The 13,287-nt window shown below is 34.3% G+C and carries 16 protein-coding genes; 10 read left to right on the top strand and 6 right to left on the bottom strand.

All coding sequences use genetic code 11. The annotated features are described in order from the left end of the window. The first annotated feature begins 20 nt into the window (after positions 1-20). Entirely contained in the window at positions 21-782 is a 762-nt protein-coding gene (locus ACQY2P_RS05240; RefSeq protein ID WP_428323763.1) for an enoyl-CoA hydratase/isomerase family protein, read from the top strand. Between the two features lie 49 nt (positions 783-831). On the opposite strand, the gene ACQY2P_RS05235 is transcribed toward ACQY2P_RS05240, so the two are convergent. Further along, positions 832-1,356 carry a cupredoxin domain-containing protein gene (locus tag ACQY2P_RS05235; protein WP_428325635.1) on the bottom strand — a complete coding sequence of 175 codons (525 nt, stop codon included), beginning with the start codon at positions 1,354-1,356 and terminating at the stop codon, positions 832-834. Between the two features lie 95 nt (positions 1,357-1,451). Here ACQY2P_RS05235 and ACQY2P_RS05230 point away from each other — a divergent pair, with 95 nt between their 5' ends. From ACQY2P_RS05230 to ACQY2P_RS05190, 9 genes are all read left to right on the top strand, one after another. Next, entirely contained in the window at positions 1,452-1,793 is a 342-nt protein-coding gene (locus ACQY2P_RS05230) for an ArsR family transcriptional regulator (protein ID WP_428325634.1), read from the top strand. A gap of 29 nt (positions 1,794-1,822) precedes the next feature. Next, entirely contained in the window at positions 1,823-2,422 is a 600-nt protein-coding gene (locus ACQY2P_RS05225) for a hypothetical protein (RefSeq protein WP_428325633.1), read from the top strand. 44 nt (positions 2,423-2,466) lie between these two features. Beyond that, the gene (locus ACQY2P_RS05220) at positions 2,467-2,865 is read left to right on the top strand and encodes a CBS domain-containing protein (RefSeq protein WP_428325632.1); all 399 of its coding nucleotides are present in this window, start codon (positions 2,467-2,469) and stop codon (positions 2,863-2,865) included. 89 nt (positions 2,866-2,954) lie between these two features. Further along, entirely contained in the window at positions 2,955-3,305 is a 351-nt protein-coding gene (gene erpA, locus ACQY2P_RS05215) for an iron-sulfur cluster insertion protein ErpA (RefSeq protein WP_428325631.1), read from the top strand. A 152-nt stretch (positions 3,306-3,457) separates the two neighbouring features. Next, positions 3,458-4,603: a DNA primase DnaG gene (gene dnaG / locus ACQY2P_RS05210; protein ID WP_428325630.1), complete on the top strand. Its 1,146-nt coding sequence runs from the start codon at positions 3,458-3,460 to the stop codon at positions 4,601-4,603. Positions 4,604-4,611: 8 nt separating this feature from the next. Then, positions 4,612-5,295, top strand: coding sequence for a DUF120 domain-containing protein (locus ACQY2P_RS05205; protein WP_428325629.1), 684 nt, complete (start codon positions 4,612-4,614; stop codon positions 5,293-5,295). 38 nt (positions 5,296-5,333) lie between these two features. Beyond that, on the top strand, positions 5,334-5,768 hold the full coding sequence (locus tag ACQY2P_RS05200) for a universal stress protein (RefSeq protein WP_428325628.1): 435 nt from the start codon (positions 5,334-5,336) through the stop codon (positions 5,766-5,768). A gap of 90 nt (positions 5,769-5,858) precedes the next feature. Continuing rightward, entirely contained in the window at positions 5,859-7,202 is a 1,344-nt protein-coding gene (gene urtA / locus ACQY2P_RS05195) for an urea ABC transporter substrate-binding protein (RefSeq protein WP_428325627.1), read from the top strand. Further along, positions 7,192-9,402: an ATP-binding protein gene (locus ACQY2P_RS05190; RefSeq protein WP_428325626.1), complete on the top strand. Its 2,211-nt coding sequence runs from the start codon at positions 7,192-7,194 to the stop codon at positions 9,400-9,402. The genes urtA and ACQY2P_RS05190 overlap by 11 nt, the downstream gene beginning before the upstream one ends. A gap of 30 nt (positions 9,403-9,432) precedes the next feature. Here the strand turns inward: ACQY2P_RS05190 and ACQY2P_RS05185 are convergent, their stop codons facing one another. Genes ACQY2P_RS05185 through lysW/argW form a run of 5 tightly spaced genes read right to left on the bottom strand, consistent with a single transcriptional unit; the run spans position 9,433 to position 13,268 of the window. Further along, positions 9,433-10,053 (bottom strand): adenylyltransferase/cytidyltransferase family protein, encoded by a 621-nt coding sequence (locus tag ACQY2P_RS05185; RefSeq protein WP_428325625.1) that lies wholly within the window; start codon positions 10,051-10,053, stop codon positions 9,433-9,435. A 40-nt stretch (positions 10,054-10,093) separates the two neighbouring features. Then, entirely contained in the window at positions 10,094-11,131 is a 1,038-nt protein-coding gene (dph5, locus tag ACQY2P_RS05180) for a diphthine synthase (protein ID WP_428325624.1), read from the bottom strand. Further along, positions 11,131-12,258, bottom strand: a complete 1,128-nt coding sequence (locus ACQY2P_RS05175) for a M20/M25/M40 family metallo-hydrolase (protein ID WP_428325623.1) — start codon at positions 12,256-12,258, stop codon at positions 11,131-11,133. The genes dph5 and ACQY2P_RS05175 overlap by 1 nt, the downstream gene beginning before the upstream one ends. 3 nt (positions 12,259-12,261) lie before the next feature. Beyond that, entirely contained in the window at positions 12,262-13,104 is an 843-nt protein-coding gene (gene lysX, locus ACQY2P_RS05170) for a lysine biosynthesis protein LysX (protein WP_428325622.1), read from the bottom strand. Then, entirely contained in the window at positions 13,101-13,268 is a 168-nt protein-coding gene (lysW/argW, locus tag ACQY2P_RS05165; protein ID WP_012215677.1) for an alpha-aminoadipate/glutamate carrier protein LysW, read from the bottom strand. Before lysW/argW ends, lysX begins: the two co-directional genes overlap by 4 nt. Between the last annotated feature and the right edge of the window lie 19 nt (positions 13,269-13,287).

Here is a 13,287-nt window from a genome sequence, read left to right as displayed (position 1 = left end):
GCATGGCTTGACAAATTTTCATGTCACTAGTTACCACATCTACTTCTGATGGCATTTGTACTGTCAAAATCAACAGACCTGACAAACTCAATGCTATGAACACTGATGTTGCAAAAGAACTAATCAAAACTTTTGAAGAACTAAATCATAATGATGATGTAAAAGTTATCATTTTGACTGGTGAAGGTGAAAAAGCATTTTCTGCTGGCGCAGACATTGAATACATGTCAAAAATCTCTGCAGATGAATCAGTAGAATATGCAAAGACTGGTCAACTCGTTACTGCAACAGTTGAATTAGTTAAACAACCAACAATTGCAGCCGTAAATGGTTTTGCATTAGGTGGAGGTTGTGAACTTGCAATGTCTTGTGACATTAGAATAGCAGCTGATACTGCTAGACTAGGTCAACCAGAAGTAACAATTGGCGTCCCTCCTGGATGGGGTGGAACACAAAGATTGATGAGAATCGTGGGAATAGCAAAGGCAAAAGAACTTGTTTACACAGGTAAAATGATCAAAGCTGATGAGGCAAAAGAGATTGGTCTTGTAAACCATGTCGTTCCTCTTGCATCATTACAAGAAGAAGCTTTGAAAATGGCACAACAAATTGCTGGAAACTCTACAATGGGTGTACAGATGTCTAAAGTTGCAATCAACAAGGGAAGAAATGCAGACCTTGACACTGGTCTTGGATTAGAAATCCTTGCTTGGAGAAATTGCTTTACACATCCAGACCGACAAGAGAGAATGACTGCATTTGTTAACAAGTCAAAGAAATAGCTATTTCCTATTTCCTTCTTATTTTATTATTTTCTGAGTTATGTTGACTCTATGACACTGTAACTAATCCTACTCTCCAAGGATGGAATGAGCAGTAGTATTTGTAAACACCTTCTTCTTCAAATGTATGTTCAAATCTATCTCCTGTGTTTAGTGGTGGACTGTTAAACAATTGTATGACCTTTCCACTTACATCTATGCTTTGGATGTTGTGAGGCACTGAATCATCATTTACCCATGTTACTGTAGTTCCTATTGGAACCTCTAGATTCAATGGTGAGTAAAATCCTGCACCTGTAACATCAAAGTTTCCATTTGGAATGACAACTTGTGCATCAACTACTTGTGGTGTTGGCTCCTTTATGTTATCTATTACAATCACTTCATTTTCAATCAAGAATTTTATCATGTTGAGAAACTCTCCTTCAGAGACAATTCCTTCACCATACCATAATGCTGTATTTTTTACCCACTCTGGTACTGCTTGTGCACTTGCTACATTAACTGAAAGAGAAACTATTGAAACTGCAAAAACTAAAATCAATATTGTCATTGTTTTAGAACTACGTTTCATACACATTATTGCAAATTCTGGGATTTATAAGATTTGAGTGCACTGCAATGCAATGCGTACTTGATTATTAAATCTGAGAATCACGTATGATAATCATGCAAGAATTAGTACAAACAAGAAAAATAATGGATGATGAAAGAAAGCAAATAATTTTAGAAGTCCTAGCCGACAAATATTGCAAACAGATCCTCCATGATACACTAGAAAAACCAAAATCTGCAATGGAACTATCTAGTGATAAAAAAATCCCTATTAGTACAGTATACCGAAGATTACAAACCCTATATGATGCAAAATTACTTGCAATCTCCGGTTCAATAAACGAAGATGGTAAGAAATACTTTCTCTATAAGAGTAAGGTAAAATCAATATCTCTCAAATGTAATTTGGAAGAAACCACCATTGAAGTCGTTCCTAACTCGTCTAGTACGAGTTAACTATCATTTTATAATCGAGGACCTGTAATATGTTGAAAGAAAAATTGGGTTCAAACAGACAGGTCCACAACCAAAAAAAAGAATCAACACGTAGCATTACTTACCGTCTACCCGAAAAACTAGTCAATGAACTAGAAACTGAAGCTACAATGAAAAGCATATCTCAAAATGTCCTTGTAAAACAGATACTAGAAAAATATGTTCAATGGGATAGATTTGCAAATAAGATAGGGATGATTCCTGTTCCAAAAGGAATATTGGAATCTTTGGGTAGCGAACTCGATGGAAAAGACATTGATGAAATCATTACATTGATTTTTCCAATGATTAAAGACACTGTTTTGTTTATCAAAGGAGGTTATGATTTGAAACGATGTGTTGAAACCTTAGAAGATTACATGAGAGCATCTGGAATGAACTCTGATCATAGAATTGAAGGTGACATGCATATCTTTTTGATTCAACATGAATTGGGATTGAAATGGTCTGTTTTTACAGAACAGTTACTGACACAAGTCTTTCGTAGTTTCTTACCTGATAAAGAATTAAAATTCCAAACAACTGATTCTACAGTAATTCTTACTGTTCAATTGGGTTCTGATTTTAATGAACATGATTATCATGATTGAAATTCAGTAAATCCTTTGAAATATCACTTGACACAATCTTTTACATGAGTTCTGACACGGTCCAACAAAAAACCCCTGTCAAAGAAGTTATGAGCAATTCTGTAATTTCTGTAGATTCTTCTGTTACTGCAACTGATGCTGCAAAAATGATGGAAGATACTGGTGTTGGAGCAATTGCTGTTTTAGAAAATGGTTCCCCTGTTGGAATTGTAACTGATAGAGATTTTGCAATAAAAATCACTGCTCATTCATATCCCATTGATACTCCTATTAGGAGAATAATGTCTGCTCCCCTTATTTCCATTGATCCTGACTCTGATCTTTGGACTGCTTCAGATTTGATGTCTACAAGAAATGTTCGAAAATTACCTGTAATTGTGGATGATAGAATTGTTGGCATAATCACCTCAAGTGATCTAGTCAAACATTTTGCTAGCCTTTAAAACTCGATAAAAAACGACTAATTTCTTGAATTACTAGTGTGTTGGGTTGGAAAAGCTTATTATATTTTGAACCGACTTTTTTGTTCATTATGGCAACTGAACAAACACAAAAGATGATCACAGTTACTGCAAAAGCAGCTGAGAAAATCCAAGAATTCATGAAAGAAGAAGCAGAAGCTCCTGAATACCTTAGGGTATATGTTCAGGGTGGAGGCTGTTCTGGTTTGTCTTACGGAATGGGCTTTGAAAAAGCACCAGAAGAAGATGATATCGTCATGGAAGAAAATGGTGTAAAACTTCTAGTTGACAGTTACAGCGTTGACCATCTACAAGGTGCAAACGTTGACTATATTGAAAGCCTAATGGGTTCTGGATTTAAGATTAACAATCCAAATGTTACAAAATCCTGTTCATGCGGTCATTCATTTAGTACTGAATAAACACACCATCATTTTTCATTTTTCATTATCCAATATTTGCATTGCAGGCAGATTTTTTGAAAAATTCTTGTTTTTTAGTGCAATTTTTTGCGATACCCTCATATATCGAATACAGAGACTCAAAACATGATAATTAAGGAGATGAATAATTTATGCCTCAATCAGGAATTGTCAAATATCATGTTAAACTTTCCTATGAAGTTGATGGGCTCGTTGAAAGGGCAGATATAATCGGAGCCATCTTCGGCCAAACAGAAGGACTGTTAGGCCCTGAGATGAATCTGAATGAACTGCAACGAGTTTCAAAAGTAGGTCGCATTGAAGTAAGTGCTAGAACTACTGCAAATACAACTGCTGGTGATGCATTAATTCCAATGAGTACTGATATTGATACTTGCGCATTGATTGCAGCAGGAATTGAAAGCATTGACAAAGTTGGTCCATTTGATTGTAAATTTACATTAGAAGCAATTGATGATGTACGTGCTGCAAAGAAAGATGACATTGTAAAACGTGCAAAAGAAATCAAGCAAAAATGGGCAACTAAAACTGTTAGTGAAGGAGAAAGTATGCTAAATGACGTACATCAAGGTGATTCTAAAAAATTATCCACATATGGACCATCCAAACTCACATGCAGTTCTGGTCTAGCTGATTCTAACTGGGTAATTCTAGTTGAAGGAAGAGCAGATGTAATCAATCTTCTAAGAGCTGGATATGATAATGCCCTTGCAATTGAAGGTGCAAAAATTGATGAGTCCATCAAAGAGTTATGTAATTCTAAAGATACTGTTGTAGCATTCTTAGATGGTGATAGAGCAGGTGGATTTATTCTCAAAGAACTAAAATCCGTTGTTCCAATTGACTATGAACTAAGAGCAGATAATGATGTTGAAGTTGAAGAATTAACTCCGCAAAGAATTGATGAAATACTCAGTCCTATTGCTGAAGAAATCAAAGGTGGAAAACCAGCAGCACCAGCACTCCAAAACGAAGATGATAAACCTCTTGCAGAAATGGCTACAAAAGTTTTCCCAACTCTAAATGAAACTCTTGAAGCAGTTGCATTAGATGGTGACAATAATGAAATCTTTAAAGTTCCAATCAGTGAAGTTGTAAGTAAACTCTCAACACAATCTGGAATCAAATATCTTCTATTAGATGGAATCATCACTCAGAGACTTTTAGAGGGTGCCAAAAACGCAGGAATTGAATGTGTAGTTGGACACAGAGTAGCAAAATTGTCAAACTCTGATGGAATGACTCTCAAAACATTCGGTGACTTGGGCGTAGCATAGGATCTTAGATGCCTGAACTAAAAATTCAGCACATCCTAACTTTATCTTATCTTCTTTCTAAAGGCGCCAAACACAACTATGTTTCAATAACAACCTCTTCGTTGGGAAAAAATATCAAAAAATCTCAGCAAGCCGCATCAAAACATCTGCTTGAACTAGAACAAAATCAATTCATTGACAGAATAATGAGCGGACGAAATGTTTCTGTAAAGATTACTCCAAAGGGTTTCTCTGAAATGGTAAAATTATCTACAACTCTACAAAAAAGTCTAAACTCTTTTCCCTCTCATGTTGAACTAAAAGGAACTTTGGTATCTGGAATGGGAGAAGGAGCATATTACATGGGATTAAAGGGATACACAAAACAGTTCAAATCAAAAATTGGATATGTCCCATTTCCTGGAACACTAAACGTAAGATTGGACCAAAAAATCCATCAAGAGGCAGTCAAACAATTTGAAACTTTGGATGGAATCAAAATTAAGAGCTTTTCTGATGGAAAGAGAACTTATGGTTGGGTCAAGTGCTTTCCTGCAAAATTAAACAATTCAAATAGTTGTGATATGATTTTGCTTGAACGTACTCATCATGATAATTCTGTTGTTGAATTGATTTCTAAAACATGCTTGCGAAAAACCGCAAAACTCAAAGACGGCTCCAAAATAACAATCAAGATTCCAATTTCTTCCTGACAAAAAATTATTAACAGTAGATTTGTTAGAATTAATGCTTGATTAAACAAATTACCGTTGCAATAATTACCCCAACACACGACAAAAAATCCTTTGAATTGGGATTAGAATTGGCAAAGAAATTAGACTGTTCTCTTTCTGTCGTTGAGTGCTTTTATCAAAAACCACCTACATTTCATTTCTTTGAAACAAAAACTGACAAAATTGCTTTGCAAAAAAGAAAAGATCAAATAAAAAACGAACTCTCAAAATGGGAAAAAGCTGCAGCAAAACAAAATGTTCCAATTAAAACTAAATTTGCATTGACTGATTCAATAGCACATTGGGTAATTGACTATGTTACTGAAAATAAAGTTGATTTGCTCATTGTAGACTATCCGAAACTGTCTATGACTGAATCTACTCTATATGATGATATTATCAATACGATTCATCATAAAGCAAAGTGTCATGTTTTGACAACTAAACAATAGTTTTGAAAAATTAAATTTTTATCATATTTTGAATTAAGGTTGGAATTCTACAAAATAGTAATAAGAATCTAATACACTCATATCTTATTAATGAATAAACTTCTTCTTTTTTCTGTAATTGGGATTTCAATCATAATTGTTCTGGGCGTTGGAATTTTTAATCTACAAACTATGGACATTAACCAAAATCACCATTTTGAATTTACTTCTGATTATGTAGTAGTTCCATTGGATAAAGAAAATCCAATCAAAGTAGGTATTATTCATTCTCTTTCTGGAACAATGGCTGTTAGTGAAAAGTCAGTTGTTGATTCCACACTAATGGCAATTGATGAAATTAATGCAAAGGGTGGAATCTTAGGTAGAGAGATAATACCTATTGTAAAGGATGGCAGTTCTGATTGGGATGTCTTTGCATATGAAGCTGAAAATCTTATAGTAAATGAAGACGTTGATGTTGTATTTGGAGGATGGACATCTGCAAGCAGAAAAACCATGAAACCAATTTTTGAAGAACATGAACATCTATTATTTTATCCAGTTCAATACGAGGGATTAGAAAAATCTCCCAACATAATCTATACAGGAGCTTCTCCTAATCAACAAGTTTTACCTGCAGTAGAATGGGCATTTGTTAATCTTGGAACAAAATTTTTCTTAGTTGGTTCTGATTATGTTTTTCCAAGAAGTGCAAATGAAATTATTAAATCTAAAATTCATGAATTAGGCGGTACTGTTGTAGGAGAAGAATACAGACCATTAGGAGATCAATATTTTAATGATGTTGTAGAAAAAATTTCTGAGTCAAAACCTGACGTGATTCTAAACACCATTAATGGTGATAGTAATGTTGCCTTTTTCAAAGAGCTACGGCAACAAGGAATTGAATCTAATGAAATTCCAACTATTTCATTTAGTATTGCAGAAAATGAGATACACAATTTTGGTGTAGAATATCTACAGGGAGATTATGCTTCTTGGAATTATTTTCAAAGCCTTTCAAATGAAAAAAATAGAGAATTTGTAGATAATTTTAAGAAAAAATATGGTTCAGAACGCGTAGTTGATGACCCCATGGTGGCTGGATATGTTGGGGTGTATCTGTATGCTAAAGCAGTAGAGTCTGTAGGCACCACTGAACCCCCTCAAGTATGTGATGCATTAAGAGGGCTGACGATAAATTCTCCAAAAGGGGCTGTAGGAATTGATCCTGAAACTCAACATCTTTCAAAGGTTGTAAGAATAGGGAAAATTCTACCTGATGGCCAATTTAAAATAGTTTCAAGTTCTGAAAAACCAATCCCTCCTGAACCCTTTCCTGATTATAAAACTGAAGATCAATGGAATTCATTTCTTGAAGATCTCTATTTTGGATGGGATGGAAATTGGGCAAATCCTGTTTTAATTTCTCAAGGAGCTAAAAATGAAATTTGAATTAACTTATTCTAAAAAATTACTTTTTCTATTATTGTTAGTAAGTTTGGCTCCTCTTGTTGTGTTAAGTACATCTTACTATATTGATAAAATAGAAACTGAATCAAATAATTTAAAAAATAACTTATCATTTGTCTCAGAAACCGGTTCAAAAAATATTTCAGAGAAACTATATGAACTAAAAGATAATATTTCTCAAATAGCGCAAACTGAAATCGTTGTAACATCTACTAAAGAATTATCAAATGAAAATCTTGAAAAATCTGAAATGTTCAAAAATCATTACGAATTAGAAAATCAATTTTACATACTTTCTGATTCTTTTCCAGAAGTACAAAGTTTTACAATTAGTAATGCAAAAACTGGAAAAATTTTATTTTATACCGATTTAGTCCCACCTATTGCGGATCTAAAAAATCAAAAACATTTTGAACAATCTATAAAAGAAAATGTGCAAACTAGTGAAGTACTTCTGTCTGAATATCTATTGCCAAATGAATTTGGTGACTATGAATTAAACATTCCAACTTTGTATATTTCATCTCCAATTGAAGGTGAAGCGGGTATAGAAGGAATACTTACTGTCAGAATCAATCTCTTTAAGACAATTTTAATATCTCAATCAGATGACTTTGTTACCTCAAACTCATACTTGGTAACTTCTGAAGGATATTTCCTATCAAAACCAAAATATTTTGATGAGTCAGTTAGTTCTGATTTAATCAATACAAGACCTGAACTAAATTACCGAGTTATTGAGCCAAATACCAATCAATTAACTGAAATTCTCAAAATATCAAGTAATGAAACTAAATTGAATTTAAGTGGATATTCTAATTATTTGGGAGCGATTGTTGTTGGTTCTGTCTCTCCTGTAAAAGAAACTGGTTGGAGTTATGTTGCTGAAGTTGATAAAAATGAAGCATTTCAGAAAATTGTATCTTTCCAAATCTTGACGGTTTCTATTTTTGGTATAGTTTTGATAGGTATGGTAAGCATGGCGCTTTATTTTGCATCCACTTTTACATCCCCCATTAAAAAACTCCAAATTGCTACTGAACAAATTATTCAGGGTAATTTTGATATCAATACTGCAGAAAATTCACGAGACGACATTGGTCAACTAACAAGAAATTTCCAAAATATGATTCAAACTCTAAAGGATACAACTGATGTAAAAGAGCAAATTACCATACAACAGAATCTTAGAAAAGCACTGGAAGAATCGTCTACAGTGAGTATAATCGATAAAAATGGAAAAATAACTTATGTTAACGAGAGATTTTGCAAAGCCTCAAAATACTCAAAAAATGAACTCATAGGAAAACGTCAAGATATTTTGAGATCAAAAATTCATCCCCCTGGATTCTATAAAGATTTATGGACCACGATTTCGAGTGGAAAAATTTGGCATGGTGAGATTTGTAATACTGCTAAAGATGGAACTTTGTTTTGGAATGACACTACAATTATTCCATTCTTAGATAAGGATGGACAAATTTCAGAATATGTTTCAATTAGAAATGACATAACTGAACAAAAAAATCTTACAGATAGATTGATTCGTGCAGAAAGATTCAGCGCTATTGGTGAACTATCTGCTAGAATTTCACATGATATTAGAAATCCCCTGGCAATAATAAAAAGTGAATTTGAATTATTGAACCTTAAAAAACAAATTGATGAAGATGACTTTCGTCGAATTGACACCTCTATTAATCGGATAACGCATCAACTAGATGACGTTTTAGAATATTTGCGTGATACACCTATAGTCTACTCCAAATTCAACCTTACTAAACTTGTAACTGAAGTAATTGATACTTTACAAGTTCCTTCCAATGTAAAAATCACCATCAAAGATGATGAAATTTTTATGATGGGTGATAAAAATAAAATGAATGTCATTTTAGTTAATTTGATTTTTAATTCTATTCAAGCACTTGAAGATGGAGGAAATATTGACATTATTTTGTCTAAAACTGATTCTGAGATTGTTATTCAAATACGAGATTCAGGTACTGGTATCACTATAAAACCAATAGAAGCAATATTTGATCCATTAATTACATCAAAACAAAAAGGAACAGGGTTGGGACTTGCTAGCGTAAAAAATCTTGTGGAGCAACATGATGGTGAAATATCTGTTAAAAATAACCCTACAACTTTTACGATAAAGATTCCACAAAAAGAGGATTAAATCTGAATAAACTACACAATATTTTGATAATCAAATCCCATGGATTGATTCACCGTATTCTTTTTGAATCTTTGAGCTAGAACTGTCTGGAATTGGGGATTGTAGTCTTGCAACTTTTGCATCTAGATTGATTTTTTTACATCCTTCTGTAATGAATTTCTCTTGATGAACTTGGTCGTATCCTAATGCAATTATTTGTGGCCTCACATTGTTTACGGTCTTGAAAATATCATCTTCTTGTCCAATTAGGCAAAGATCCACCATGTATAGTGAGTTAACTAATTCCTGTCTTTGTTCTTGGGAGTGTAATGGTTGTCTTTTTTTCATTTTAACTGCGGTATTATCTGTAGCAACTACTACGGCAAGAACATCGCCTAGTTTCTTTGCAGCATTTAGAGTGTGGATGTGTCCTGGATGAATAATATCAAAAACACCTCCAGCTAAAACAACCTTCAAAGAATTTCGACCTGATTCTGTAAGTGATTTTTTGTCTTCACTGACAAATTGGTTTTTCACCAACTCGTCAATTTCTGAATTTATTTGATCATTTGACAACAATGTTCTTTCTTTGATTTTTTCAATTGGGTCAGTACCCTCAATTTGAGATACGTAAATTGCAGAAAGAATTATCCTTTTACTTGATTCCAACATTTTTCCTATTTTTCTCCCTCTCTTTAATTCATCGCTGAAATTACATTTTGGGATCCAGGCCTTTGGCTAATCTTAATGCATCAACTAGTCCATCTGCATAACCGATACTTAGTATAGCAACCTCATCTTGACCATCTTCCAAAAATTTCTCTGCATCTCTGACATACAACTCTGCATTCTCTAAAATTACTTGAAACTCTTTTTGGTCCTTATAGTAGGGTTCAACCTCTTCTAGTGCTTCTCTGACCATTGGAACGTATTTTTCAATCATTTGAGCAGAAATCTTTCTTGTTTTCTCTGCATTATCGTATGGTTCATCAACACATTCTCCTAAAACCTTCAATGCATCTGATTCTGTAAAATGTAATCTTCCTGGAATTATCACTGTATGTGGTGGTTTTCCAAAATCCCTCTTTTTTAGGCTGGAAATTTTACCTGAAACTATCTCTTGGTCTTTGAATCCTATTCTTGATGCAACTATGGCAAAGGTTGACGAACTGATTACTTTTCTTCTTTGACCTTTCTCAGTTTCTAATAATCCATTCAACGCATCCTTGGGATCTAAAAAGAAATCTTTGTCTTGATTAAATTCCAAAAGAAGTACTGTATGATTTCCTTCTATGACATTTTTGTAAATTACATAGTATGGTGTTGTAAGTGATTTCATTTCACTCATTATAGTTGCAATTCTTCCAACTTTGTAAAAATGCAAACCACATTCTCCAATCATTGAAGTCAACGAAGAAGACGCATGGATGGAATGTGTTTTTATTTTTTCTTTAATTGCTCTTTCTCGTAACTCGATATGTGTTGTAGCTATGTATGGATCTCCATATGACAACAATACAACTTTCTTTTTCTTTGCATTCTCTAAAATCTTGTTTCCGTCTTCTACTAACCATCTTTTTGCAGGTTTGAATTCTCCTTTTGTTGCATTTTTGATTTTGGTTAGATCTGATTTACCAATGGGGCTTGTGAATTGTTCAAGGTATACAATGTCTGCTTTTGCTAAAACATCAATTGCTTCATTAGGAATTGATTTGAATCCTGAAATTCCTAAACCTACAAACCAGAGCATTACTGCATCTTTCTATCATGAAGTCTTTTTAAATGCTGTAGCATCTTCTTGAGAATTTCTATTCCTCTAAGGTATTCCTCGATTGAAACTTTTTCATCAATTGTGTGAGCTTCATGAGGGTCACCTGGACCATATGTTACAACTGGAATACTCCATTGAGTTCCTAACACATTCATGTCTCCAGTACCTGTTTTTCTGATTAGTTTAGGTCTAGAATGCTCTACATCCATAACTCCAAGCGTAAATGCACGCACTAGTGGGGAGTTATGTGCTGCCTCAAATGGCTCTGTTTCATCAAGAATTGAGTAAAATGCTTCTACCTCTCGTTTTTCTGCAATCTCCTTGACTAGATTTGCAATCTTTTGTTCTACAGATTTACAGTTCATGTCAACTGGAATTCTAATGTCAAAGGTTGTCTCACATTCTTTTGGAGTGACATTGTGACTTGTTCCACCTTTGACTTCTGTCATAGTTGCAGTCAACAGCATTCCTTTTGTTCTGTCCTCTTGATTTTCTTCTAGTTTATCTTTTAATTCCCTTGCAAAAATCATAGATTCTAAAATTGCATTTTTTGAAAGCCATGGTGCACTTGCATGTGAACTGTCCTCTACAGTTACTTTGAGATTTATTGCTAAACGTCCTTTGTATGCAATTGTAACTTGTTTGATTCCACTTGGTTCTCCAAAAACTGCATAGTCGACATCCATCTCTTTTTTGACTAGATTTTTGATTCCAGTTGCATTTCCTTCTTCATCAACTGCGCCAACAAAGATTATTGTTCCATTGTTGTTTTGTATTGATGCTGCAGCAAATAACATTGCCATTAATGGTGCCTTTGCATCCGATGCACCTCTACCATAAAGAGAGTCTCCTTCTTTTCTTACCTTGACTTTGCCTGGAACCACATCCATATGTCCACATAACATGATCCTTGGTGAACCTGAACCTTTTTTGGCAATTACATTTCCTACTTCGTCAATTTGAATATCTTCAAATCCTAAATCATCACACTTGTCTGCAAGGAATTCTGCCATTGGTTTTTCACTAAGAGATGGTGTGTACAATCGTAATGCTTTCTCAAGCATCTTTGTTGCAAATCTTGGTGTTACTGTAAAATGAGTGTCCAATTCTTACTTCTCTATCTTTAATGCATAGTCTAACATCAGTGAAGGAATATCTACTTCACATACTCTAACAGTGTTTTTGTATTCTGTTGTATTGTTTACTTCATGAACAACTAATCCTTTCTCTTCACTTTCCATCAAATCTACACCTACAATATCTCCTTGAACTGCTTTTTTTGCCTTAATACACATTTCTTCCATTTCTTGTGTTACCTCGCATGGCTCTGCTACTCCCCCAAGTGCCATGTTTGTTTTCCAGTGCTCAGAGTTACGGTAAATAGCTGCAACAATTTTGTCTCCAACCATAATTGCTCTGATATCTCTAGGTGGTCTTTTTACAAACTCTTCTAGATAGTGAACTTGGTAAATTGGATACATGTTTTCTCTACTTTCAATAATCCCTTCAGCAGAATCTTTATCGTTTAATTTTGAGATTAATCTGCCCCAACTTCCAACTGTTGGTTTGATTACTTTTGGATATCCTTGTGTGTCTAATGCTTGAAGAGCTGCATCCTTTGAGAAAGATACTGTTGCATCTGGTGTTGGAACTCCAGCTTTCTTTAACAACATGTGTGTGAATAGTTTGTTTCCTGCAAAGATTCCTGTGTTAAGACAATTGATTACTTTGACTCCCAACCCTTCAAGAGCTGCAGTTGAATGTAAATTTCTGTAATAACTTACACATCTTTGTATAACAACCCCGTAATCCTCAGGCTTTTTTTCTAAATCTAATGCTATCTTCTTACAATCTACCATCTGTATGTTGATGTTCTTTTTTTTACCTGCTTCTAGTAGACCTTTTTCTTCCCAACGGATGGTATCGTAAAGAATCGTAACGTCAGGACTCACTGTCCCCAATCCTCGCCAACCGTTTGGGCAGGCTTTAGATCGAAACCGTCTGAACCTTTTGCTAATTCAAAACTTGCGCCACATTCCGGACATGTTACAATTTCTCCTTCAAGTGCATCACTTGGTATGGAAATATCTGCATCACATTCTTCACATTTTGACATATTCTCTTCTCCACCTCCT

The organism is Candidatus Nitrosopumilus sp. (genome assembly GCF_965262695.1).
Lineage (GTDB): Archaea > Thermoproteota > Nitrososphaeria > Nitrososphaerales > Nitrosopumilaceae > Nitrosopumilus.
The sequence above is the reverse complement of the archived record's forward strand: the minus strand, read 5'-3'. Positions and strand labels throughout refer to the sequence as shown.